Genomic DNA, 21703 nt, shown 5'->3' with positions numbered 1-21703 from the left:
CTTTCCGACCCTGAGGCGCCTGGCATGAGCCTTTCCCCGGAATTACTGCTCCATGGATATTCCATCGGTATCTTCCCGATGGCTGAACATCGCGATGATCCGGACCTGTTCTGGGTTGATCCTAAGTTTCGCGGCATCTTCCCTCTGGACGGATTTCACATCTCACGCAGCTTGGCCCGCAGGATTCGGAATTGTGGGTACACGGTGTCAATCAACAGGGATTTTGCCGGCGTTGTTGATGGCTGCGCTGATCGCACGGATACCTGGATCAATCAGGAACTTCGCACCCTTTACCAAAAGCTGAACCAATCCGGTCACGCCCATTCGCTGGAAATCTGGGACGGCCCGAATTTGGTTGGGGGCGTTTATGGCGTTACTCTTGGCGCTGCCTTCTTTGGCGAAAGCATGTTTTCCCGACGCAAGGATGCCTCAAAAATTGCGCTTGCTTATCTGGTCGACCGGTTGCGGTCCTGCGGGTTCAAACTGTTCGATACACAGTTTTTAACCGCGCATCTCGCCTCGCTCGGCGCGATTGAGGTGCCGCGGGCACAGTATCGGAACGCGCTGGAAGAGGCAGTGACTATTGCAGCAGATTTCTCTGCTGATCTCGATCAATCGCCGGATGGCGTGATACAGCGGATCACCCAGACGTCATAGCGCGAATGATCAAGCGCATTCAGGGCTGGCGAGGTGGCAATCATCCACCCGTCAAACAGCTGATCCGTTCCGCCTTGTTCCCAAATGGTCAGGTAGGCAAACGCGTCCCCTGTTGGGTTATCTGCAGGATAGCGGCAATCACCCAGTGCGACATCCAGCCCAAAGACTGTCTTGGATTGGCCGTTTTGCAGTTCGACATCAACGGTCTGGCCATTGACCTTATCCAGCCCTCTGAGCATTGCACCCGGTCCAGATTGAACCTTTTGCTGTGCCGCTACCCCAGAGGCTGCCAGTATTGCCGCGATCAGAGCATATCGCTTCATTCGCCGCCATCTCCGGCGACGAACTTAACCAAAAGCGAAATCAGGCTGACTGCGCCCTGTGTATCCTCGACCTGATCGCCCGGTTCAAAGTTAAAGAGCGATCCGCCTGGCATGACTTCTACAAAGTTACCACCCAGCAACCCTTCGGATGAGATCACGATAGCACTGTCATCGGGGACTAAAATTCCATCAGAAATCGCAAAAGTCGTGTCCGCCCGGTAGGTTTCCGGGTTCAGGGCCACTCCTGTCACGGTGCCGATTTTGACCCCGGCAAGCCGCACGTCCGTTCCGACGCCGACGCCTTCGAGCGAGCGGAAAGAGGCGTTAAGCTCATAACCAGAACCGCCCTGGGACAGGCCTGTCGACTGGCTCGCATAGACGCCAAACGCTATTGCCCCGGCCAGGACGGCGCCTCCGACCAAAACTTCTGAAACTTTGTAAGATGACATTGCTCGCCTCGTCTTATTCCGGGTTCCAGGCCTCATAATCCGAACGCTCGACCGGATCCGGGCGGCGCAAAGACCCCGCCGGTGCATAAGCAAGCGCGGTTCCTGTCAGGTTTTCCTGATGCGGTTTTTCCCAGGATTTATGTGCCAGAGGTTTATCGGTTGGCGGTTCGTCCCAGGTGCGGTGCAACCAACCGTGCCAATCGGGATCAACCCTGCTGGCCTCGGCCTCGCCGTTGAAGATCACCCAACGCCTGCTGTCATCCGCGGTACGATAAAATATATTGCCTTCATTATCTTCACCGACTTTCACGCCTTTGCGCGCGGTGTAAATCTGGGTGTTCAGGGTGGCCCCGTTCCACCAGGTCACGGCGCGCAAAAGACTGTTCAGGATTCCCATCGGCTGCCTCCGGCATTTTTGTCTCTGCAGATATGGACCAAAGGTCCGCCAAGGTCCAGTGCTAGGGTAACGTTGCGCATCAATCCGGCAAAACTGCGGTCACTTCAATCTCGATGCGGTCCTCTGGCGTGATCAGGTTGCATTCGGTCACTGTCGCCGCCGGCGGGTTTTCACCAAATGCCTCAACCAGCAAGGGCCAGCACAGTTCAAATTCCGACATGTCCGGAAGGTAGTAGTTTACCCGAACCACATGCGCCAAATTTGATCCAGCCTCATCCAAGGCCTTTTCAATCGCCTGCAGCGCGGATTTGCACTGTCCGATGATATCTTTGGGAATGATTTCGCCTTGTGCGCAGGTTCCGGCAACAAAGACAAAACCGTTTGCAACCACTGCCCGGCAATAGCCGACTTTGGCCTCATATTGGCCGCCCGAGGAAATTCGCCTTATCGTCATCCTGCCCTCCCAAACACAAAATGGCGCGGGATCACCGCGCCATCTGTTGCAATTCAAATTCAGTGATTACCCGGCCGAAGCCGATTCCGCCGCATCCGCATAGATGATCAGCGGCTGCTTGTCCGAGGATACAGCCTCTTCATTGACGACAACTTCGGTCACGTTCTTCATTCCAGGCAATTCGAACATTGTGTCCAGAAGGATGTCTTCAAGGATCGAGCGCAGCCCACGAGCACCGGTCTTGCGTTCAATGGCGCGTTTGGCGATTGCCTTGAGCGCATCGTCGGTAAAGCCCAACTCGGCATCTTCCAGTTCGAACAGACGCTGATACTGTTTGACCAGCGCGTTCTTGGGTTTTGTCAGAATGGTGACCAGCGCATCCTCGTCGAGATCCTCAAGCGTGGCCAGAACTGGCAGACGTCCGACAAATTCCGGGATCAGACCGAATTTCAGCAGGTCTTCAGGCTCCAGCTCTTTGAAAATCTCACCCACGCCGCGGTCATCATTGTCCCGCACATCGGCACCAAAGCCCATGGCCGAGCCTTTGCCGCGCTGTGCGATAATTCTATCCAGACCCGCAAAGGCACCACCGCAGATGAACAGGATATTCGTCGTGTCCACTTGCAGGAATTCCTGCTGCGGATGCTTGCGTCCACCTTGCGGCGGAACACTGGCGACGGTGCCTTCCATCAGCTTCAGCAGCGCTTGCTGCACGCCCTCGCCCGACACGTCGCGCGTGATCGAGGGATTCTCGGATTTGCGCGTGATCTTGTCGACCTCATCGATGTAAACGATGCCGCGCTGCGCGCGTTCGACATTGTATTCGCTGGCCTGCAACAGTTTGAGGATGATATTTTCGACATCCTCGCCCACATAACCGGCTTCGGTCAGCGTGGTCGCATCGGCCATGGTAAAGGGCACATCCAGAATGCGCGCCAGAGTTTGCGCCAACAACGTCTTGCCGCAGCCTGTCGGGCCGATCAACAGGATGTTGGATTTGGCCAGCTCGATATCGCTGCCGGCCTTCTGAGCGTGATTCAATCGTTTATAGTGGTTGTGAACCGCCACTGACAGAACCCGCTTGGCCGTAGCCTGACCGATCACATAATCGTCCAGAACTTCGCAGATGTCTTTCGGCGTCGGCACTCCGTCAGAAGATTTCAGCCCGTTGGCTTTCGTCTCTTCGCGGATGATGTCCATACACAGCTCGACGCATTCATCACAGATGAACACGGTCGGACCTGCAATCAGCTTACGCACCTCATGCTGGCTTTTGCCACAGAAGCTGCAGTAGAGCGTGTTTTTGCCGTCACCGCCTGAATTCGTCGCCATGATCTACCTTTCGGGCTCCATCCTATGCCCCTTGCGGGGCCGCGCTTGCGCCTGTTCGTGCAGCTTAGGCCAGCACTGTGGCGGCTACAATCTCAAAATACCCCCCGTATCGGCGACACGAGGGGTCTGGGCTTAGCTCTCTTCGCCGCTCATCTTGGCGCGGTTTTCAACGATCTCGTCGATGTGACCCCATTCCTTAGCCTCTTCCGGGCTCATGAAGTTGTCACGGTCCAGCGCCTTTTCAACGGCCTTTTTGGTCTGTCCAGTATGGCGTACATAGATATCATACAGGCGATCCTTCAGCTTTTGCGTCTCAGCTGCGTGGATCATGATATCACTTGCCTGACCCTGATATCCGCCACTGGGCTGGTGCACCATGATGCGGCTGTTCGGCAGGGAAAAGCGCATACCCTTCTCACCACCGGCCAGCAGAACCGACCCCATCGAGGCCGCTTGACCGATCACCAATGTGGAACATTTCGGTTTGATATACTGCATTGTGTCGTAAATCGACAAACCGCTGGTGACCACGCCACCCGGCGAGTTGATGTAGATCGAGATTTCCTTGTTCGGGTTTTCTGCCTCAAGGTGCAGCAGCTGAGCAACCACAAGATGGCTCATCCCGTCGTGGATCGGGCCGTTGATAAAGATGATCCGCTCTTTCAGAAGGCGCGAGAAGATATCATATGCGCGCTCACCCCTGCTGGTCTGCTCAACGACCATTGGGACAAGCGTGTTCATGTATGTGTCAACGGGATCGAACATAAGAAACCTGCCTGCTTTGCTATGGATCGGGACACTACCCGAAAATCTGTTACCTGAGTCTTAGTATCGCCACAGTGGGGCTGCAAGGGGTGCAGGAAACTTCATGCCCTGCAAATGCAAATAGATATTCAGCGGTGACTAAAGCGATACGCTCTTCAAAGTCGAAATCTGCGTCGAACTCTCACAAGTTCCCCTTTTCCCCTCACCTCATTTTGATTCATGCATATGAGAGTAAATGTTCATAACTAGCTGACTTGCGACCTTCTCCAGGCAGCAACACAAACAGGCGCCCAAAGTGTGGGCTGGTAAGGAAACAGAGGATGGCCCTTCCACAACTTTCACAGGAAACATCTCCGGAAAATTTCGACAAAATGGTTGAGAACGCAACGCATGCTGCAAATTTTCTCAAGGCCATCAGCCACGAAGGGCGTCTCATGATCCTATGCCACCTGGTATCGGGAGAAAAGTCAGTAACAGAACTGGAAGAGCTGCTTTCGGCGCGGCAAGCGGCTGTTTCGCAACAACTGTCGCGGTTGCGACTTGAAGGGTTGGTGACGCCTCGCCGCGAAGGCAAGGCGATCTTTTATAGACTTGCCGATGAACGGCCACGCCGGATGTTAGAGGTTGTCTACGAACTCTTTTGCAACGAAGAATAAGAGCAATCCGCTGTCCCGGCTACTTACGACTTACTTTTGGAACAGTCTTGATAGCCGGCGGACATGGCCATTAACAAACTATCATAGTGCGAAATTCCCGTGTCAAAACTCACGCCTACGGGATCCAATTCAAAGATCGTGGCCCCGGTTCCTTCGATCGCTGTCCGTACCAGCCTTGTGTCAAATTGCGGCTCGGAAAAGGCACAAACAATTCCTTCATGCTCAACTTTTTCACGCAAAGCCGCCAATCGCGCCGGCCCGGGAGAGGACGCATCGCCAAGACTGACTGCGCCGGATGACTCCAGCCCAAATCGCTTTTCGAAATACTGATAGGCATCATGAAACGTTATGAATGACAGCGTCTGCATATCTGTCAGATCTGTCATAATTTTTTCTTTCAGCTCAACCAGTTCCCGATCTGCGGTTGCAGCGTTCTGCTGATAAGTTTCGGCGTTTGAGGGGTCCGCCTGTGAGAGTGTTGCAGCAATCACTTGAACCCAGATACGCGCATTCTCGGGATCCAGCCAGGCATGAGGATCGATCCCTTTGTGATCATGGTCATGTTCGTCGTCATGATCTGCGTGGTCCGCATGGTCGTCATGATCTGCGTGGTCCGCATGGTCGTCGTGATCTGCATGGTCATCATGATCCGCACCATCGGTCGCATCGCGAAAATCATAGAGTATCGTTCCATCGGCATCCAACAAAGAGACATGCAGTGCATCCGGCGACAGCGCACCCAAGGGTTTAGCCAGCCAAGGGGTCAGCTCTTCTCCAGTCCAGAATACGATCTCGGCGGACTGCAAAGACCGCGCCTCAGAAGGCCGCATCGCGTGATCATGCGGAGACGCGCCGGGTGGAATGATCAAGCTGGGCTCACCCACGCCGTCCATCACCCGGGCGACCAGCGAATGGACAGGCGCAATATCGACGGCCACGCTTGGCGCCTCGGCGATTGCCTGGCCCGCAAACGCAAGTGAGCACGCATATAGTGTAGATCGGAACATTTTCCCTCCAAATTGATATGTTATTACATTCGTTGAGCGCTTGTTAATCCGGACGTTATTACATATCAAGTTCAAAATAATTGGAGCCCCGTCATGAGCACCGTTGGATTCAGACAACACGATCACGCCCACTGCGTTCACACTGCGCTGTCTCAGGCCGAAAACAAGTGCAGAACAAAGCGCCTGCAGTTCACCACTGTCCGACGCCGTGTTCTTGAGATCCTGTTGGAAAAGCACCGAGCAATGGGCGCATATGATATCCTGGCTGTGCTAGCTGCAGAAGGGCTCGGGTCGCAACCTCCGGTCGCGTATCGTGCACTGGATTTCCTTGTGCAAAACGGGTTCGTGCATCGTATCGAGCAACTGAATGCCTATACAGCCTGCGCCCACCCGACCCATGACCATGTCCCCGCGTTTCTGATCTGCAGGTCCTGCAAAGCAGTGGCTGAAACGGAAACCGAGCTGACACAGGGTCGATTGGGCGCTGCGGCGAACACCTCGGGGTTTCAAATCGAACGAGTAGTGGTCGAGGCCGAGGGCCTATGTCCCGAATGCGTAGGGTCGGCGGCATGAATACCCCCCTTATTTCATTGAAAAACATGTCCATTCGGATCGACGGCCGCACGATCCTTGAACATGTGAATGCGGCAGTTTCCGAAGCAGAGATCGTAACCATTGTGGGGCCCAACGGATCTGGTAAGTCGACTCTTTTACGGGCGATCATTGGGGCCATTACCCCATCAGAAGGCCAGGTAAGCCGCGCACCCGGCCTGCGCATCGGTTATGTCCCGCAAAAACTGGCTTTGGACGCCGCTTTACCGATGACCGTGCAACGTTTCCTGGGCTTACCCAAACGGATCTCGGCCCGCAAAGCGCTGGATGCACTAGAACGAGCGGGCGTCCCGGATCTGCGCAACCGGCAAATGACCCAACTTTCGGGCGGTCAATTTCAACGAGTTCTGCTGGCGCGCGCACTCCTTGATGATCCTCAGGTCTTGCTTTTGGATGAAGCGACGCAAGGCCTGGATCAACCGGGTGCAGCTGCCTTTTATCAACGCATTGAGCAGGTCAGACGCGACCTTGGTTGCGCGATCGTGATGGTCAGTCACGATCTGCACGTTGTCATGGCGGCCTCAGACCGTGTGCTATGTCTGAACGGACATATATGCTGCGAGGGGTCGCCTCATACCGTCGCGGACGCACCCGAATACCGGGCCCTATTTGGCAGCGGAACCAAGGGCATGATGGCCCTTTACCAACATCAACACAGCCATTCGCACGACCATGACCACCACCACGACCAGGAAACAACCAACTGATGTTAGACGATTTTATGGTTCGTGCGGCGCTGGCGGGTATTGGCGTTGCACTCGCGGCGGCCCCTTTGGGGTGCTTTGTGGTATGGCGCCGGATGGCCTATCTGGGCGAGGCCACAGCGCACGCGGCTGTTCTGGGTGTGGCACTGTCTCTGGCGTTTTCGCTTCCGATGCTGCCGTCGATTGTGGCGTCAGCGCTTGCCATGGGGCTTACCGTCACGCTTTTGCGTGGCAAGGGGTTGGCGATGGACACATTACTAGGCGTAATAGCGCATACAGCCCTGGCCGCAGGACTAGTCACCGTCGCCTTGTTGTCCGACGTCCGGCTGGACTTAAATGCCTTTCTGTTTGGTGATATCCTGGCTGTCACCAAAGGCGATTTGGCAACCATTTGGGGCGGCGGCGCGTTGATCCTGGCAGTCATGATCTGGCGCTGGTCAGCCCTACTTGTCGCCACGCTGAACCCGGACATGGCCTATGCATCCGGCATTGACCCAAAGCGCGAGGAGGTGTGGTTGACGCTGACCATGGCGCTGGCCGTTGCCGTGGCAATCAAAGTGGTAGGGGTTCTGTTGATTGCCGCCCTGCTCGTCATCCCGGCAGCTGGCGCGCGGTCTTTAGTGAGAACCCCTGAAAATATGGCGTTCGGGGCCGCCATCATCGGATCAGCTGCCGCCCTTGTCGGGCTGTGCGGTGCGTATCTTGCCGACACTCCGGCAGGGCCCAGCATCGTCTGCGCCGCAGCTGTGATCTTTCTGGTGACAGCAGCCATCGGGCCACTTTTTCGCAAAGAATAGAATGCCGGTTCAAAACTCTGGTTCACCATTAGCAAAACTGCTACGAAAATCGGGACTTATACAAAAGGAGAGACCTATGATCCGAGCCGCACTTATTGGACTGGCCCTTTGCACACTCGCCGCATGTGAAACTGCGAAAGGCGCCGGTAAAGATATTGAAAAAGCAGGTGACGCAATTCAGGGCGCAGCCACCGAGGTTCAGGAAAACATCTGATTCCATTCGGAATGTAGCGATCAAGATCGGGCGACATACAAGATATGGTTGCCCTCTGCACCCACACCCGCTATCCTTGCGGACACAGGTGCATAGACGCGGCATTGCATTTCTGACACGATCACGGGGTTCTTGCTTAAACGCTAGAACCCCGTTCCCGTTTTAGGGGGAATTAAATCGCTGCCTGTATGAATCCGGGGCCCGGAAAAAGGAAAAGGCGTCAGGTGCGCAGACGCGGTCTTTGCACGTGCCCAAAGGACACCCCTGACGCCTTACCGGTTCGACACGCCCGAGGGACGTCTCGATCCAGTTGCTTTGTCCCCCTAAGGGGCCACAGCCGCTGAACAGAGCCCGAGGGCCCCGCACAGCACGCATTAACCTTCTGAGAGCTTGATCACCTGTTTCAAACTTGACGCCCAAATCAGCGGATCACGCACCGGTAAGTCTTTGCAGTAGAACAAAATCCTAAGATTTCCCTTCACCGCAGCGACCCCCTTGGCCTTTGCGTCCCACCCAGGATCCTAAGAACCTCTGCGGTAACCTGACTGTTACATCGCGGTCATAAACGGGCAAGAAAATAGCACTGCAGCATAAAAAATAGTCGGGGATAAACTGTTGATATCTCGCTGGAGAGTGATGTGGATAACTCTAGATTTTACGTTCCTGCGCAGAGTTGCCATTGGACAAGTGAAATTACGTGCTCGGCCCGGGATTTTGGACTCTTTCTGCAGGCGCAAACGGGCTGCACGACCCTTCTGGGGGTTTTGGTGAGCGATTGCGCCGATCCGATCCCTGATATTTCGAATCAAACCCGCCTTGAACGGGTCGCTCTTTGGCCACGGCCTCCGAGGACCGAGGCATTTTCTGACCAATCAGGGCCACCTGCCCGCATTTTGCGCTGAAAGCCTGTTCTGAATTTGAGAAGCGCTCCGACCCGGTTGGGTTACCTACTAAGCGCTGCGGCAATTCGCAGCCAGTACCCCCTAAATTCCAACCGGACCAGAGACGCTTCAGTTCACCTGGAGACCAGAGACGAGCCCGGAACTCGTTCGATCGCGCAGGCTACGCAAATTCAAGATTACATACAGCCCAAGGATCTTGCGCCAGCCCACGCAGCCAACCTAAATGAAGGGGCATTTACCGCTTCGATAGTTGAATTTGCTGTCACTGGCTCACCTCCTGCACTGGGCCTTTCGCTGGCCTTTTATACAGATTGGGTGGCTGAGGGCCGGTTGCAACTTACCTAAAGGAAGCTTCATGAAGGCTTTAAAAAAGCCTAACCAGTTTGTCGCGCTTAGGCCCAGGCCAGCGCGGTGCCGATCACGACCAGGGAAATGCCAAACACTTCGCGATGCGAGAAGTTTTCGCCAAACAGAAAGAATGAGGCGATGGCGATCAGAACGACCTCGGCCCCCAGAATGCCAGTATAGATTATGCCCAACCGTTCGTCGCGCAGCGCGGCGAGTTCGAGCGTCGCCCCGGCCAACAGGGTCGCGACGATCAGCAGGCCAAGCCCCAGGCCGGGGATTTTCCACCAGAACTTCATCGCGACCATGGCAACGGAATAGAGACCCGCTGACCCGAGGGCAATGAAGGGGATCATGGATGTGGACATCTGCGCCTCCTGCTAGGGTTTCGCAACGTAAACTCTAGCAGGCCAGCCGGGATGCGGCTGTGAGGTTGGTCACAATGGGCCGAACAGGCCTTATCCCGCGATCTTTCGGGTCACCAGATACGAAACCGGAAACGCCGCAATAAAGCCAGCTCCGGCAGCGATCAGGATAGGGTATAGCGTCGTATACCCCATCGACAGAACCGCAATGACAGCGGACCCGGCAAAGGTGGATCCTAGGAAGATATGTACGATCAGCATCAGGGGAAGCATGGGGGCCTCATTTCAGGGATTCAACTTTCGCGGATCCTAGGAGTGAGAGCGCATGCGGTCTTTGATCTGGGTCAGAGTGAGGCCCGTCTTGGAAACGGTCTGGTGGAGTGAGAAAGCAGCCCGGAAACCATCCGGGGGATGGTTTCGCTTTCGAACGGGCGGAGCCCTTAGGGCCGAACGGGCGGAGCCCTGGGGCGCAAACGCGCTTGCGACGGTCGATCAGCAGAACGGAGGGCAGCGCCGGCCCCATGGGGGCGGATCGGCGCGCCCGGCGGTGCCGCCGGAGGTGTGTATGTCGAAATACTGTTTAGAAAGGCACCGGCTTAGATAACCAATCTTGTGCTTACTTCCACGCAAACCGCGGGAAAACGACAATAAAACTTGTAATGCAGAAGCAATTTTGATTTTTCTTACCATATTCTCAACACATTTATGTTACAGTTAGGGGGATTGGAATTTGACGAGCGATCTTGACTTGAGCTTTGGAGTGGTACGGCAACCATATAAGGTAGATCACTGGGAGGTTAATCGAGAACCGATGTCAAAGTGTTCTCTGTCCACAAGTTTCGGCAAGAAGCTAGTCGATTTTAGACAGGCCAGCGAACCTGGCTTATTCCGCCATTCGGCCAAGACAATTACATATATATGGGCAATGGATTCTGGCGGCTGTATTCACGTTTCTGTGGAAGAGCTTGCCGAAATGCCCGACGGAACCGAGATTATGGGTTACCCCCGGCGTAGAGACTTTCCAAGGCATCCGTCAGAGGAGAAGAAGCTGGGCCATCCCACCCTTCTTCAAGGCGGCTCAGCTCGAATTGGAGGAGAATTGTTCTTAGACGAAAATGGTGGAAAGCTTTGCTGGTATGTGAACGTGAACTCTGGTAGGTACTGCAGATTCGCCCCGCCATCCGAGGAACAAGTAGAGAACATCTTGGTGGAATTCAGACAGCTAATCGAAAAGGAGTTGGAGCTAGACGATCTTAAAGCGGCCTGATCCAAGGATAATCATGAAACCTGAGAGACTCACATATCATTTTCATAATTTCAGACCAAGCGATCGTGCTGCTCTTCGAAATGCTGCGCAACAATTGAATGGCTATCAAATTTATGAAGCCGCGCTTCTGATATACTTGGAAAAATGGGCGAAGGCGAATTGGTTGACCGAATATGATCTTGAACGGATCGCGGTTTGGACGGCCATGCACTTAGATCAACGAGTGGTAGAAGCCATTGAGAGAATGGCTCGGCGCGAACTCTCTTCCGCTCAAACGGATCAGGCCAAAAAAACTTTCAGCGTATTTGCTGATGCACTAGCAAAAGAACGCTGCCAGTCATCGAATACCAGTCAGACGTCCCCCGTGCAGACTTCTGCTTGACGCAGCTTGATTGGCTGGGCGATTGAAACTGGGATAACTTAGCCTACGAACACAACGTTCTGTAGCGGTTGCACGCTCTGCATTCAAAACGACCAGCTTTTAACTATCCATCTTAAGCGCAGAAATAAACGCCTCCTGCGGGATATCCACTTTCCCGAACTGGCGCATCTTCTTCTTACCCGCCTTCTGCTTGTCCAGCAGTTTGCGTTTCCGCGTGGCGTCGCCTCCGTAGCACTTCGCGGTCACGTCCTTGCGCAGCGCCGAGAGGGTCTCGCGGGCGATGACCTTGCCTCCGATGGCGGCCTGGATCGGGATTTTGAACATGTGGCGCGGGATCAGGTCCTTGAGCTTTTCGCACATCGCCCGGCCCCGCATCTCGGCCCGGTCACGGTGAACCATGGTCGACAGCGCATCAACGGGCTCGTCATTCACCAGCACCGACATCTTGACCAGCGCGTCCTCGGTATAGCCGGTCATCTGATAGTCAAACGAGGCATAGCCCTTGGTCACCGATTTCAGGCGGTCGTAGAAGTCAAAGACGACCTCGTTCAGCGGCAGGTCATAGACGACCATGGCGCGGCTGCCCGCATAGGTCAGGTCCATCTGGATGCCGCGGCGGTCCTGGCACAGTTTCAGTACGTCGCCCAGGAATTCATCCGGCACAAGGATGGTCGCCTTGATGCGCGGCTCTTCGATATGGTCGACCTTTGAGGGGTCGGGCATGTCGGCGGGGTTGTGCAGCTCGATCATTTCGCCGTCTTTCATGAAGACGTGATAGATCACCGAGGGCGCAGTCGTGATCAGCTCGATATCATATTCGCGCTCAATCCGGTCGCGAATGACCTCAAGGTGCAGCAGGCCAAGGAAGCCGCAGCGGAAGCCAAAGCCCAGCGCGGCCGAGGTTTCCATCTCAAAGCTGAAGCTGGCGTCGTTCAGCGCCAGTTTGTCAATCGCATCGCGCAGGTCCTCGAATTCGGAACTGTCGACGGGGAAGAGGCCACAGAACACCACCGGTTGCGCGGGTTTAAAGCCGTCCAGCGCGATTTCTGCGCCATTGCGGTCATTGGTGATCGTGTCACCAACGCGCGTGTCGCGGACCTGTTTGATCGAGGCGGTGAGAAAGCCGATTTCGCCGGGACCGAGGCTGTCGACCATCTCCATCTCAGGCCGGAAGACGCCGACGCGGTCGACATGGTGCAGGGTGTTGTTCGACATGAACTTGACCCGCATGCCCTTTTTCAGGGTGCCGTCCATGATGCGGACCAGAACGATGACGCCGAGATAGGCGTCGTACCAGCTATCGACCAGCATCGCCTTGAGCGGTGCATCCAGATTACCCTTGGGGGCCGGCAGATGGGTGACGATGGCCTCCAACGTCTCATGGATGCCCTGCCCGGTCTTGGCGCTGACCTGAATCGCGTCGGACGCGTCGATGCCGATCACATCCTCGATCTGTTCGGCCACGCGGTCACAATCGGACGCAGGCAGGTCGATCTTGTTCAACACCGGCACGATGTCATGATCGGCGTCGATGGCCTGATACACGTTGGCCAGCGTCTGCGCCTCGACCCCTTGGGTCGAGTCCACAACCAGCAGAGAGCCTTCGACCGCACGCATCGACCGCGAAACCTCATAGGCAAAGTCCACGTGGCCGGGGGTGTCGATCAGGTTCAGCACGTATTTCTCGCCATTGTCGGCGGTATAGTCGATGCGGACCGTGTTGGCCTTGATGGTGATGCCACGCTCCCGCTCGATATCCATGCTGTCGAGCAGCTGTTCCTTCATGTCACGATCCTTGACTGTCCCGGTCTCTTGGATGAGCCGGTCAGCAAGGGTGGATTTGCCATGGTCGATATGCGCGACGATGGAGAAATTGCGGATGTGAGCGAGGTCTGTCATGGGTTGGGGATATGCGTCGGAAATGGGCTGCGGTCAAGGTAGGACGAGACCCGACGAAACCCTTTAGTTGCTAGGCTTCGATTCGATCAGACCAGCCCATTTCTAACCAGTTCAGCATTCATCCAATGCGTCTCACTTTGCACATGACCTTCACGTACGTACTTCACGAGATGAGTGGGCATGTTTTCTTCCTCGAATGCTGCTGTTTTGCGAACGACAAACCCCTCTTGTGTGTCTAGATCTAGGGCTGCAATTACATCAGCGACGACCTGAGCTGAGAACCGTCCCCGATACAGTTCGGAAACAGGGCTGATTCCAAGTTTTGTAAAGCGTGACAGCGTCGCATCCCATGGCTGAACGATTCCAGCTTTGATCCGCGCGAATCCCAAAAAATAAGTCGGCAATTCCAAATACACGATGGAATGACGTGCGAATAGATATTCGCCAACAATGCGCTCATCCTTAGTAAGTTGCGGTGCGATACCAGCTGCGAAAGCCTTCATCCAGTCTCGCGACGGGTGATATCCGGCGTCGATACTGCGAGGGTGACAGCCTTGACTGTGGATGGTCGTATTCTCACCGTCCATCTTTTCGGTAAAGACGACTTCGTCCGCTGATGCCAACTCATCAACACTCGACATGATCTTGTCATCACTCGTAGCACCGGGAGATTGCGGCAAGTGGAATGTACGCCCGTATTTCTTCAGCATTTTGGTCTCACGATAGAGTTCTAAGCGAAGTCAGGCCAGAAAACGCGACATCAATTATGTGCGCAATCACTTTTTCGCAGCACATGATTGATCCGAAATCCACTTTGATTCATACTCCGCCGCAGACCGAGAGGGGCATCAGACCCGTCCGGGCAGGCAAAAACGAGGCAAGAGCATGAAACAGTTCCTCTTAATCGCATTCTGCGTGGCATCGCTGACGGCGTTGGCTCCGGCACCGAGCGAGGCTGCGCAGATCAAACGAGCGTGTCTGGCGTCGGACCGGTCGGCGGCGACGCGGGCGCGGTGCAGTTGCATTCAGCGCGTCGCAGATCAGGCGTTGACGCGGGGCGATCAGAAGACCGTCGCCAAGTGGTTCACCGACCCCCATCAGGCGCAGGAGTTGAAGATGTCGCAGACTTCGCGCGATGATGCGCTGTGGGATCGGTATAAGAACTTTGGCCAGATGGCGCAGGCAATCTGCAACTAAGCCGGTCACGCTGCTTGACCTGATGCGCACTGCACCTCAGAAATGGCGCAGCGAAAGGTGTATCAGATGGTAATGAAAGGGCTGACCCTGCGGGGCCTTGAGGTGTTCGAGGCTTTGGCGCGGACAGGATCGGTGGCACAGGCCGCCGAGATCACGGGGCTCAGCCAGCCTTCGGTTTCTCAGCAGTTGCGCAATCTGGAAAAGGCATTGGGCACTGATCTGGTCGATCACGGGCGACGACCAATGCGTTTAACGCAAGCCGGCCGCAGCTTTCTGGCGCGGGCCGAGGTCGTGCTGGCCGAACTGCAAATGGCCCAAAGCGAACTGACCGTGATGGATCTGGGGCATCTGACCACCCTCTCCATCGGTTTGATTGACGATTTCGACAACGATCTGACCCCGCGGCTGGCGACTTTGCTGGCCGACAGCCTGACCCGGTCGAAATTCAAACTGATCACGTTGCCCAGTCTAAACCTGTTCGCCGAGCTAGAGGCCCAAAGGCTGCATATGGCTGTATCCGCGCATTCCGGAGAGGTCCTGAAGGGTGTGATTGAATACCCTCTGGTTCAGGACCCATTCATTCTGGTGACCCCAAAGGGTGTGGGAAATTCAATACAGGACCTGCCCTTTCTGCGATACGCCCGAGATCAGCTGATCAGCCGCCAGATCGAGGCGCATCTGGCGCGCCAGCAAATGGAGTTCGAGGAACGGTTTGAAATCGGCTCGCACCTGGCGCTGATGGCAATGGTCGCTCAGGGGCTTGGCTGGGCGATCACCACACCACTGGGATATATGCGTGCGACGCGGTTTCATGACGGGATGGAGGCGCATCCGGTCCCGTTCGGTGACTTCGCCCGCACAATTTCGCTTTTCACCCGCTCTGACTGGTCAGACCAAGTACCCAAAGAGGTTGCAGACATGATCCGACGGCTGATGCGGACCCAGATTGTTGATCCGGCAGTCGCGCAGGTGCCGTGGCTGGGCGGGCAGTTGAAGGTGATGAGTTAGTGTAGGGCACCGCAGATATTGGAAGCATATTTACCAACGCGCCGTGTGTTTCTGCCACCAACTTCATACAGAACTGAACCAGGGTTAGCTTTGCAAACCAAAGCAACCGCTCGACGAATCTCTGCTACAGCAGTCGCAAACCTGTGATAGCAAAATGGAATGGCAACGATATCAACACAGACGAGACCAACTATTCCCTATCCGATTGCGGTTGCCGGCGTTCTTTTCGCCTCAATTTGTTTCGGGTTGGTTCCTTATTTTAGCCGAGGGCTGACCGAGCAAGGCGTCGCGCCTTATGCAGTCGCGTTCTATCGCTACATCGTTACGGCAATTCTGCTGCTGCCTGTTCTTTTTATACACCGAAACGCTTGGCGCGAGATTGTTTGGGGGCTTTCGGCAGGCGCGGTAATGGGCCTTGGATGGATTGGATATGTGACGGCGCTGGAGACATTACCCGCATCGACTGTGGGCGTTCTCTATATGACCTATCCGGTTTTCACGCTGATCATTGCCTGGGCTTTGTTCGCCGATACACCCACAAGGCGCGCATTGTTCGCCTCGGGCCTCATTACGTTGGCGGCACTCATTGCAGGATCGCCCGCATCTGTTCCGATACAGCACATACCAACGCTTCTGATGTCGCTGGCAGCCCCAATCGGGTTCGGCTTCGGCATATGTGTCTTGGTTCACAGGTTGTCCCGCATCGCACCGCTTGCGCGCATTGCTTCGGTTTCCTTGGGATCGGTTCTCGGGCTGTTGCCGCTGATGTTGAACGCCGATGTTGCCAAGTTGCTCCCGCAAGGGCAATCCGACTGGATTTTGATCGTCGGAATTGGCCTGGTCACAGCGCTTGTGCCACAGCTCATTTATACGATCTGCTCGCCGTTGATCGGCGCTTCTCAAACTGCGGTCGTCGGCAGCATTGAATTGCCGACAATGTTTGCTGTGGGCTTTCTTGCCTTTGGCGAAGCAATCACAACACCACAGGCCGTAGCCTGCGCTTTGGTTTTGGGTGCGATTGCGATCACCAGAAGCCGGACGACACGCACCTTATCCACTGTGATTGCGAAAGAACCAAACAGGTGAGCTTGGCCCCGATGCAGGCGTCGATTGATTTTACACCTGAATGTCGAAGACATCAGAGCATTTACAACTAAGCCCTCAGATGTGCGTCAAGACCTGCGACGGCCTTTTCGATCAAATCCAGCGTGCCCTCGAAATCACGGGTGTAATACGGATCGGGCACATGATCCGCGCCTGTCTCAGTAGCGAAATCAGTCAGCAAGCGAACCGGAGTTTTGTTGCCACGGGGACGCAAGTTTTCAATATTGGTAAGGTTCTCTGCATCCATTCCGATGATCAGGTCAAAGCGGTCAAAATCTTCGGCCACGAATTTGCGCGCGCGCAGATCGCTGATGTCGATACTACGGTCATGAGCAGCCTGCTGCATTGGGCCATAAGGCGGGTCTCCGATGTGCCAGCCAGAGGTTCCGGCGCTGTCGGTGGCATGATGCGGCGCACGGGCGCGAAAGGCACCTTCGGCGGCCGGAGACCGGCAGATATTGCCCAAACAGACGAAAAGGATACGGTGTGTCATACAACCGGGTGTAACGCGTGAGGCGGAAATGGAAAAGATCGTCATTCTGACCGGTGCCGGGATTTCCGCCGAAAGCGGGCTGGGCACATTCCGCGACGAAGGAGGTCTGTGGGCGCAGCACAGGATCGAGGATGTCGCCACGCCCGATGGCTTTGCCCGCAATCCGGCGGTGGTGCAAAAGTTCTACAACGCGCGCCGTGTGCAGGCTGCACAGGCGCAACCCAATCCGGCCCATACCGCGCTGACCCATCTGCAACGCAACTGGCCCGGCGAGGTTATCATCGTGACCCAGAATGTCGACGGCCTCCACGAAGCCGCAGGATCCGAGAATGTGATCCATATGCACGGCACCCTCGCTGGGGCCTTATGCACCACCTGCGATCACCGCTGGGTCGCCCCGCCCGAGATGTCGGTGGGTGAACCCTGCCCCGCCTGCGGTGGCCCAACCGCCCGACCCGATGTTGTATGGTTCGGTGAGATGCCCTATTTTATGGACCTGATCTACGATCACCTGGCCAATGCTGCAATCTTCGCTTCAATCGGCACCTCGGGTCAGGTCTACCCCGCCGCAGCATTTGTGCACGAGGCGACAATGTCAGGCGCACGAACCGTCGAGTTGAACCTAGATCCGTCATCCGGCGCCTCGAGTTTCGATCAGGTGATACTTGGCCCTGCATCCGAAACCGTGCCACGCTGGGTTCAAAAGCTGCTGCGCGAATCTTAGCCCGCCAGACCGGCACCAAAATTATTGATACGACAATCGAAATAAGAGGCTCCCATGACCGACCCCCACCACACGCGCGAAGAAATCCTGGACGATTCCAGTATGGAGGGCCGCGATACATTTGGCGACCAACTGGCAAATCTGTGGTGGACCTTCCTGTTGCGCGGATGTCTGGCCGGAGCATTGGGGATCGCCGCGCTGTTTTGGCCAACGGGCAGTATCTCATTGCTGTTGCGACTGGTCGGCCTGCTTTTGGTTCTAGATGGCGGCCTGACCCTACTAGGCTTTGGACGGCGCGGATTGATCGGCGGCGTCGGCATCGGGGCACTGTTGATCGGTCTTGTCCTGCTGATCTGGCCCGAGGGTGTTGCGCGGCTGACATTTTTCCTGCTGGGTGCTTGGGCGCTGATCGTCGGCATCGGTTCGTTGCTGGCATGGCGGCAGATACCCAGCAACAACCCGGATGCCGTGATGGTGCGAAACTCGGGGATCATTGCGCTGATCATTGGGTTGGTGCTGTTGTTCTGGCCCGGCAGTGGCATGGTCGCACTGGGGTGGGCCATTGCCTTTTCCGCTCTGGCTTTCGCCGCCGTGATGTTCTTTCTGGCAGCGCGCTTCAAACGGGCGCATGACCGCGTTTCGATGCGGGTTGTTAACCGTTGAAGCGATAGGCAAACAGGCCGGGCAAAGCCCGGCCTGACGCGTGGATGACGGCCGCATAGCGGCTTGAAGGATGACGTGACCTTAGTTCGAGTGGGCGCTCATGTCTTTTCGTTCCAGATCAACCGGCACGTCGATCTCAACCTCACCGGCTTTTTCAAAAACCAGCGTTACAGGCACAGTTGCACCATGTTCAAACGGAGCAACCAATCCCATGAACATCACGTGATCGCCCCCGCGCTTGAGCGCATGCGCACCACCGGCTGGGATGACGAATCCCTCTTCGACATGGGTCATCTGCGCCACGCCGTTGGCATCGATCAGATGCGTGTGCAGCTCAACCCGTGCAGCCGCCTCCGATTCCGCGCGAACAAGACGGTCATCCGCCTCGCCCGTGTTCTGAATCACCATAAAGGCCGCGCCCGCTTTCGCCGTTTTGCCGGCGGAGCGCGCATAGGCATCTTCTAGTGTGATGGTTTCCTGCGCCATTGCAGTGGTGGCAAATGCGGCCGCAGCCAGGGTTGCCAAAAGTTTGGAAGTGAGGGACATTGCGCCTCTCCTATGTCAAGTGTCTGAAAAAGTTAAATTTAATCAGGCTCTTGCAGGTGGCGCGCGGGCGGGCTGAAACGGAACGGGCGCTGCTATTAGGCTCCTGTCGCCGCGCTCTAAAAATGGCCCGGCATAACTTGGTGCATCGGGCAGCACATGTGAAACGACAGCAATAGCACCCAGCAACGTCAGCGCATAGTCGGGGCAGAAATGCGGGGGCTTTGCCGGTTGCCCCTCGGCATCCATATAGATCACAACAGGACCAACACCAGTACACAGCACCATCTGCCCGACTGCGGTATCAACGCCACGCGACGCAGCCACCCCTTGACCGGTCAGAATGACCAGCAGAGACAGGGCAAATGATAGAAATCTGTTCCGAAAGTGTTTCATCCTGCCTTCGGTATACGCCCGAGACAAAAAGGGCTTCAAGCACAATCGAATGCGCCAGAAGCCCTCGGGTCATTTTGGTCAGTACGAGGTCAGTTGTCCAATCCAGGACGTTTGACAGACCCTTTGGTCAGGCTGGTATGCAACCTGTTCACCTGACGCTGCATCCGCACACATGTCCCAAACGTCTTGCCAAAAAAGGCCGCCAACAGGGAGAGGGAATCAAAGGATTTGAAAGACATGAGATCGAACTCCGCCAATAGAATATGAACAAACATATTCAAACATCAGAACACTGTATGTGAACAAGATCACGCTCTGACGGCGAAATCGTCTAAACTCAATCAGACAAAAGAAAAGACCCTGCACCGTTCGGGTACAGGGTCGAAATCTTTGATGAAAAAGAACGTTTAGACCGCAGCTTGAGCCTTGGCGATTTCTTTTTTCACTTTCAGTGCGTTGGTGGACAGCTCGTCATCCTTGGCTTTGGCCAGGAACGCATCCAGACCACCACGGTGGTCAACTGAACGCAGGGCAGCGGCCGAGATACGCAGCTTGACGCCACGACCCAGAGTTTCCGACTGCAGGGTTACGTCGTTCAGGTTGGGCAGAAAACGACGACGAGTTCTGTTTTTGGCGTGGCTGACATTGTTGCCAGTCATCGGGCCTTTTCCGGTCAGTTCGCAACGGCGCGACATGGTTTCTTCCTTTGTATCTGCGGGCTGGGTACAGGACCCGTGGCCAAATCACAAGGGGCGCAACCCGAAGTCGCGCCCGAAAACTGGTTGGATGCGTTTAGTGGGAATCACAGGAAGGGTCAAGACGGGCCGTGCGAAATCTTTGCACCCATCTTAAACTCTATAAGACCTAGGCGCCATTGCGTTGAAGCAAGGGTTTGTTGTTCTTCAAATGCCGCTGGATCAGGTGGGACTGTTGGCGTCCACATGGTATGAACCGGGCCGGGTTTTCACCATGATTTTCGATCAGTTCCGGAAAGATCTCGAAAATTTCTTGCCGCGCCTCCGATCCGAGGGATTTCAGGGCCTCGACTCCGGTGAACAGGCTTTCGGTTGGGGCATCTTCGGCAAAGATGACATGATGGCGATCAAATAGCAGGTGAAAATACTCAACCGATTGCACGGCCTCATCGATATAGATTCCCGGCAGTGCGGTCAGTTTGATCGCCGGAATCAGAACTTCGGTGGTGCCGAACATGCGTTCCGCGATTCTGGACTGCACCAGCATCCTGTGCTGGCGTGAGACCAGAAGATCGCGATGCGGCAAACCCTCGCCCAGCGCACCTGCAAGGATTCGTACCGGCAAGAGCCTGGGATTTACCAGCAAGGCGGCGCGGTCAAACTGTCGACGACCGATCCAGCGTATAGGCTGAGGGTCGCACCCCATGGTCGGGACCATGTCCCCGATCCGCAGCGCTTGGATTGCTTTCATGCCGTCATGCGTCAGGATGTGCGTGTCACGGGTAAAACAAGGAACGCCACTTCCGTTCTCAAAGGCAGAATATGTGACCGTGATACCGGATGGTAGGGTGAACGTCCCGCTGGACAGGGTATAGCCTACGCCATCTACGACATTAATGACGCCAAAATTGGTATCGGTGATGACGGTACCCACCGGCAAGTTCAACGTGTCGGTCCCGCCACCACCCCGCAAATCGCCACTAACGCTGGTGCTGGTGAAATTCAGGGTATCGTTGCCGCTCCCCAGCCGGATGTTTCCAATACTCGAGCCACTGATATCGACAGTGTCGTCATCCGACCCGCTGGCAATCCTGCCACCAATGGTGCTGCTGGTGACGGTGATCGTGTCGGAGCCGGCATTGCCGATGACATTCCCGGTAATCGTGCTGTTATTGATATCGACGTCGTCGTCGCCACCCCGGCCGCGGATATTATCAATCGGAGTTCCAGCCGGTGAACCGTTCAGGGTCCCCGTGTCATTGTTAACGTCGATATCGTCGTTGCCGTTGGTCCCAGTAATATCGGGCATAGCTGACGGTTCCCGCATATCCGGCCTGGCGACTGATGCGCGGC

Annotated in this window: 29 protein-coding genes; 13 read left to right on the top strand and 16 right to left on the bottom strand. The window is 55.7% G+C overall.

Annotation, left to right across the window (positions count from 1 at the left end; genetic code table 11):
- Positions 1-24 precede the first annotated feature (24 nt).
- Positions 25-657 (top strand): leucyl/phenylalanyl-tRNA--protein transferase, encoded by a 633-nt coding sequence (gene aat, locus AC2FJ5_RS16685; protein ID WP_496703390.1) that lies wholly within the window; start codon positions 25-27, stop codon positions 655-657.
- Here aat and AC2FJ5_RS16680 read toward each other — a convergent pair.
- From AC2FJ5_RS16680 to AC2FJ5_RS16655, 6 genes are all read right to left on the bottom strand, one after another.
- Positions 612-980 (bottom strand): DUF2155 domain-containing protein, encoded by a 369-nt coding sequence (locus AC2FJ5_RS16680; RefSeq protein ID WP_142638127.1) that lies wholly within the window; start codon positions 978-980, stop codon positions 612-614. The two genes, aat and AC2FJ5_RS16680, sit on opposite strands and share 46 nt — an antisense overlap.
- Positions 977-1429 (bottom strand): outer membrane lipid asymmetry maintenance protein MlaD, encoded by a 453-nt coding sequence (mlaD, locus tag AC2FJ5_RS16675; protein WP_496703388.1) that lies wholly within the window; start codon positions 1427-1429, stop codon positions 977-979. Before mlaD ends, AC2FJ5_RS16680 begins: the two co-directional genes overlap by 4 nt.
- Positions 1430-1442: 13 nt before the next feature.
- A complete protein-coding gene (locus AC2FJ5_RS16670; protein ID WP_142638122.1) occupies positions 1443-1826 on the bottom strand; it encodes an NADH:ubiquinone oxidoreductase subunit NDUFA12 in 384 nt (127 codons plus the stop codon).
- A 79-nt stretch (positions 1827-1905) separates the two neighbouring features.
- Entirely contained in the window at positions 1906-2280 is a 375-nt protein-coding gene (locus AC2FJ5_RS16665) for a Rid family hydrolase (RefSeq protein WP_496794081.1), read from the bottom strand.
- A gap of 66 nt (positions 2281-2346) precedes the next feature.
- Entirely contained in the window at positions 2347-3612 is a 1266-nt protein-coding gene (gene clpX, locus AC2FJ5_RS16660; RefSeq protein ID WP_142638118.1) for an ATP-dependent Clp protease ATP-binding subunit ClpX, read from the bottom strand.
- 132 nt (positions 3613-3744) lie between these two features.
- Positions 3745-4377: an ATP-dependent Clp protease proteolytic subunit gene (locus tag AC2FJ5_RS16655; protein WP_271950384.1), complete on the bottom strand. Its 633-nt coding sequence runs from the start codon at positions 4375-4377 to the stop codon at positions 3745-3747.
- Positions 4378-4697: 320 nt separating this feature from the next.
- On the opposite strand from AC2FJ5_RS16655, the gene AC2FJ5_RS16650 reads away from it, so the two are divergent.
- Complete coding sequence (locus AC2FJ5_RS16650; RefSeq protein WP_142638116.1) at positions 4698-5033, top strand: ArsR/SmtB family transcription factor; 336 nt, start codon at positions 4698-4700, stop codon at positions 5031-5033.
- 23 nt (positions 5034-5056) lie between these two features.
- Here AC2FJ5_RS16650 and AC2FJ5_RS16645 read toward each other — a convergent pair whose 3' ends face one another.
- A complete protein-coding gene (locus AC2FJ5_RS16645) occupies positions 5057-6040 on the bottom strand; it encodes a zinc ABC transporter substrate-binding protein (protein ID WP_496794080.1) in 984 nt (327 codons plus the stop codon).
- Positions 6041-6133: 93 nt separating this feature from the next.
- On the opposite strand from AC2FJ5_RS16645, the gene AC2FJ5_RS16640 reads away from it, so the two are divergent.
- The 4 genes from AC2FJ5_RS16640 to AC2FJ5_RS16625 all read left to right on the top strand — a co-directional run bounded on the left by AC2FJ5_RS16640 (position 6134) and on the right by AC2FJ5_RS16625 (position 8367).
- Positions 6134-6613, top strand: a complete 480-nt coding sequence (locus AC2FJ5_RS16640; protein WP_142638114.1) for a Fur family transcriptional regulator — start codon at positions 6134-6136, stop codon at positions 6611-6613.
- Positions 6610-7359: a metal ABC transporter ATP-binding protein gene (locus AC2FJ5_RS16635; RefSeq protein WP_496690139.1), complete on the top strand. Its 750-nt coding sequence runs from the start codon at positions 6610-6612 to the stop codon at positions 7357-7359. The genes AC2FJ5_RS16640 and AC2FJ5_RS16635 overlap by 4 nt, the downstream gene beginning before the upstream one ends.
- Positions 7359-8153 (top strand): metal ABC transporter permease, encoded by a 795-nt coding sequence (locus AC2FJ5_RS16630; protein WP_271950389.1) that lies wholly within the window; start codon positions 7359-7361, stop codon positions 8151-8153. The genes AC2FJ5_RS16635 and AC2FJ5_RS16630 overlap by 1 nt, the downstream gene beginning before the upstream one ends.
- A gap of 76 nt (positions 8154-8229) precedes the next feature.
- Positions 8230-8367, top strand: coding sequence for an entericidin A/B family lipoprotein (locus AC2FJ5_RS16625; RefSeq protein WP_142638111.1), 138 nt, complete (start codon positions 8230-8232; stop codon positions 8365-8367).
- Positions 8368-9661: 1294 nt separating this feature from the next.
- On the opposite strand, the gene AC2FJ5_RS16620 is transcribed toward AC2FJ5_RS16625, so the two are convergent.
- Positions 9662-9982 (bottom strand): hypothetical protein, encoded by a 321-nt coding sequence (locus AC2FJ5_RS16620; protein WP_142638110.1) that lies wholly within the window; start codon positions 9980-9982, stop codon positions 9662-9664.
- Positions 9983-10072: 90 nt separating this feature from the next.
- Entirely contained in the window at positions 10073-10252 is a 180-nt protein-coding gene (locus tag AC2FJ5_RS16615; protein ID WP_142638109.1) for a CTP synthetase, read from the bottom strand.
- A gap of 457 nt (positions 10253-10709) precedes the next feature.
- On the opposite strand from AC2FJ5_RS16615, the gene AC2FJ5_RS16610 reads away from it, so the two are divergent.
- Entirely contained in the window at positions 10710-11246 is a 537-nt protein-coding gene (locus AC2FJ5_RS16610; RefSeq protein WP_496794078.1) for a hypothetical protein, read from the top strand.
- A gap of 13 nt (positions 11247-11259) precedes the next feature.
- Entirely contained in the window at positions 11260-11628 is a 369-nt protein-coding gene (locus AC2FJ5_RS16605) for a hypothetical protein (protein WP_496794077.1), read from the top strand.
- 99 nt (positions 11629-11727) lie between these two features.
- Here AC2FJ5_RS16605 and lepA read toward each other — a convergent pair whose 3' ends face one another.
- On the bottom strand, positions 11728-13527 hold the full coding sequence (gene lepA / locus AC2FJ5_RS16600; RefSeq protein WP_496794076.1) for a translation elongation factor 4: 1800 nt from the start codon (positions 13525-13527) through the stop codon (positions 11728-11730).
- Between the two features lie 86 nt (positions 13528-13613).
- Complete coding sequence (locus tag AC2FJ5_RS16595) at positions 13614-14237, bottom strand: RNA ligase family protein (RefSeq protein WP_496794074.1); 624 nt, start codon at positions 14235-14237, stop codon at positions 13614-13616.
- Between the two features lie 175 nt (positions 14238-14412).
- Here AC2FJ5_RS16595 and AC2FJ5_RS16590 point away from each other — a divergent pair, with 175 nt between their 5' ends.
- The 3 genes from AC2FJ5_RS16590 (at position 14413) to AC2FJ5_RS16580 (ending at position 16818) form a co-directional block, all read left to right on the top strand.
- Positions 14413-14724, top strand: a complete 312-nt coding sequence (locus AC2FJ5_RS16590) for a hypothetical protein (RefSeq protein ID WP_496794073.1) — start codon at positions 14413-14415, stop codon at positions 14722-14724.
- 66 nt (positions 14725-14790) lie between these two features.
- On the top strand, positions 14791-15732 hold the full coding sequence (locus tag AC2FJ5_RS16585) for a LysR family transcriptional regulator (RefSeq protein ID WP_496794088.1): 942 nt from the start codon (positions 14791-14793) through the stop codon (positions 15730-15732).
- Between the two features lie 159 nt (positions 15733-15891).
- Complete coding sequence (locus tag AC2FJ5_RS16580) at positions 15892-16818, top strand: DMT family transporter (protein ID WP_496794071.1); 927 nt, start codon at positions 15892-15894, stop codon at positions 16816-16818.
- Positions 16819-16885: 67 nt separating this feature from the next.
- Here AC2FJ5_RS16580 and AC2FJ5_RS16575 read toward each other — a convergent pair whose 3' ends face one another.
- A complete protein-coding gene (locus AC2FJ5_RS16575; protein WP_496707572.1) occupies positions 16886-17329 on the bottom strand; it encodes a low molecular weight protein-tyrosine-phosphatase in 444 nt (147 codons plus the stop codon).
- Between the two features lie 28 nt (positions 17330-17357).
- Between AC2FJ5_RS16575 and AC2FJ5_RS16570 the strand changes: the two genes are divergently transcribed.
- Together AC2FJ5_RS16570 and AC2FJ5_RS16565 are read left to right on the top strand one after the other, a co-directional pair.
- Complete coding sequence (locus tag AC2FJ5_RS16570; protein WP_271950400.1) at positions 17358-18053, top strand: NAD-dependent deacylase; 696 nt, start codon at positions 17358-17360, stop codon at positions 18051-18053.
- 54 nt (positions 18054-18107) lie between these two features.
- Positions 18108-18716, top strand: a complete 609-nt coding sequence (locus AC2FJ5_RS16565) for an HdeD family acid-resistance protein (RefSeq protein ID WP_496692855.1) — start codon at positions 18108-18110, stop codon at positions 18714-18716.
- Positions 18717-18797: 81 nt separating this feature from the next.
- Here AC2FJ5_RS16565 and AC2FJ5_RS16560 read toward each other — a convergent pair whose 3' ends face one another.
- The 4 genes from AC2FJ5_RS16560 to AC2FJ5_RS16545 form a co-directional block, all read right to left on the bottom strand.
- The gene (locus AC2FJ5_RS16560; protein ID WP_496794070.1) at positions 18798-19262 is read right to left on the bottom strand and encodes a copper chaperone PCu(A)C; all 465 of its coding nucleotides are present in this window, start codon (positions 19260-19262) and stop codon (positions 18798-18800) included.
- 42 nt (positions 19263-19304) lie between these two features.
- Positions 19305-19655 (bottom strand): hypothetical protein, encoded by a 351-nt coding sequence (locus AC2FJ5_RS16555; RefSeq protein WP_142638088.1) that lies wholly within the window; start codon positions 19653-19655, stop codon positions 19305-19307.
- Positions 19656-20062: 407 nt separating this feature from the next.
- Positions 20063-20350, bottom strand: coding sequence for a 50S ribosomal protein L28 (gene rpmB, locus AC2FJ5_RS16550; protein ID WP_142638086.1), 288 nt, complete (start codon positions 20348-20350; stop codon positions 20063-20065).
- Positions 20351-20519: 169 nt separating this feature from the next.
- Positions 20520-21659, bottom strand: a complete 1140-nt coding sequence (locus tag AC2FJ5_RS16545; RefSeq protein WP_496794069.1) for a Hint domain-containing protein — start codon at positions 21657-21659, stop codon at positions 20520-20522.
- Positions 21660-21703: the final 44 nt, after the last annotated feature.

The organism is Ruegeria sp. CDSA221, from assembly GCF_059611825.1.
Note: the sequence above shows the minus strand (reverse complement) of the source record. Positions and strands in the feature narration are given on the sequence as shown.

Bases quoted from the DNA above. Each gene is read 5' to 3' on its own strand.
- aat (WP_496703390.1), top strand. From the start codon at position 25: ATGAGCCTTTCCCCGGAATTACTGCTCCATGGATATTCCATCGGTATC.
- AC2FJ5_RS16680 (WP_142638127.1), bottom strand. From the start codon at position 980: ATGAAGCGATATGCTCTGATCGCGGCAATACTGGCAGCCTCTGGGGTA.
- mlaD (WP_496703388.1), bottom strand. From the start codon at position 1,429: ATGTCATCTTACAAAGTTTCAGAAGTTTTGGTCGGAGGCGCCGTCCTG.
- AC2FJ5_RS16670 (WP_142638122.1), bottom strand. From the start codon at position 1,826: ATGGGAATCCTGAACAGTCTTTTGCGCGCCGTGACCTGGTGGAACGGG.
- AC2FJ5_RS16665 (WP_496794081.1), bottom strand. From the start codon at position 2,280: ATGACGATAAGGCGAATTTCCTCGGGCGGCCAATATGAGGCCAAAGTC.
- clpX (WP_142638118.1), bottom strand. From the start codon at position 3,612: ATGGCGACGAATTCAGGCGGTGACGGCAAAAACACGCTCTACTGCAGC.
- AC2FJ5_RS16655 (WP_271950384.1), bottom strand. From the start codon at position 4,377: ATGTTCGATCCCGTTGACACATACATGAACACGCTTGTCCCAATGGTC.
- AC2FJ5_RS16650 (WP_142638116.1), top strand. From the start codon at position 4,698: ATGGCCCTTCCACAACTTTCACAGGAAACATCTCCGGAAAATTTCGAC.
- AC2FJ5_RS16645 (WP_496794080.1), bottom strand. From the start codon at position 6,040: ATGTTCCGATCTACACTATATGCGTGCTCACTTGCGTTTGCGGGCCAG.
- AC2FJ5_RS16640 (WP_142638114.1), top strand. From the start codon at position 6,134: ATGAGCACCGTTGGATTCAGACAACACGATCACGCCCACTGCGTTCAC.
- AC2FJ5_RS16635 (WP_496690139.1), top strand. From the start codon at position 6,610: ATGAATACCCCCCTTATTTCATTGAAAAACATGTCCATTCGGATCGAC.
- AC2FJ5_RS16630 (WP_271950389.1), top strand. From the start codon at position 7,359: ATGTTAGACGATTTTATGGTTCGTGCGGCGCTGGCGGGTATTGGCGTT.
- AC2FJ5_RS16625 (WP_142638111.1), top strand. From the start codon at position 8,230: ATGATCCGAGCCGCACTTATTGGACTGGCCCTTTGCACACTCGCCGCA.
- AC2FJ5_RS16620 (WP_142638110.1), bottom strand. From the start codon at position 9,982: ATGTCCACATCCATGATCCCCTTCATTGCCCTCGGGTCAGCGGGTCTC.
- AC2FJ5_RS16615 (WP_142638109.1), bottom strand. From the start codon at position 10,252: ATGCTTCCCCTGATGCTGATCGTACATATCTTCCTAGGATCCACCTTT.
- AC2FJ5_RS16605 (WP_496794077.1), top strand. From the start codon at position 11,260: ATGAAACCTGAGAGACTCACATATCATTTTCATAATTTCAGACCAAGC.
- lepA (WP_496794076.1), bottom strand. From the start codon at position 13,527: ATGACAGACCTCGCTCACATCCGCAATTTCTCCATCGTCGCGCATATC.
- AC2FJ5_RS16595 (WP_496794074.1), bottom strand. From the start codon at position 14,237: ATGCTGAAGAAATACGGGCGTACATTCCACTTGCCGCAATCTCCCGGT.
- AC2FJ5_RS16590 (WP_496794073.1), top strand. From the start codon at position 14,413: ATGAAACAGTTCCTCTTAATCGCATTCTGCGTGGCATCGCTGACGGCG.
- AC2FJ5_RS16585 (WP_496794088.1), top strand. From the start codon at position 14,791: ATGGTAATGAAAGGGCTGACCCTGCGGGGCCTTGAGGTGTTCGAGGCT.
- AC2FJ5_RS16580 (WP_496794071.1), top strand. From the start codon at position 15,892: ATGGCAACGATATCAACACAGACGAGACCAACTATTCCCTATCCGATT.
- AC2FJ5_RS16575 (WP_496707572.1), bottom strand. From the start codon at position 17,329: ATGACACACCGTATCCTTTTCGTCTGTTTGGGCAATATCTGCCGGTCT.
- AC2FJ5_RS16570 (WP_271950400.1), top strand. From the start codon at position 17,358: ATGGAAAAGATCGTCATTCTGACCGGTGCCGGGATTTCCGCCGAAAGC.
- AC2FJ5_RS16565 (WP_496692855.1), top strand. From the start codon at position 18,108: ATGACCGACCCCCACCACACGCGCGAAGAAATCCTGGACGATTCCAGT.
- AC2FJ5_RS16560 (WP_496794070.1), bottom strand. From the start codon at position 19,262: ATGTCCCTCACTTCCAAACTTTTGGCAACCCTGGCTGCGGCCGCATTT.
- AC2FJ5_RS16555 (WP_142638088.1), bottom strand. From the start codon at position 19,655: ATGAAACACTTTCGGAACAGATTTCTATCATTTGCCCTGTCTCTGCTG.
- rpmB (WP_142638086.1), bottom strand. From the start codon at position 20,350: ATGTCGCGCCGTTGCGAACTGACCGGAAAAGGCCCGATGACTGGCAAC.
- AC2FJ5_RS16545 (WP_496794069.1), bottom strand. From the start codon at position 21,659: ATGCCCGATATTACTGGGACCAACGGCAACGACGATATCGACGTTAAC.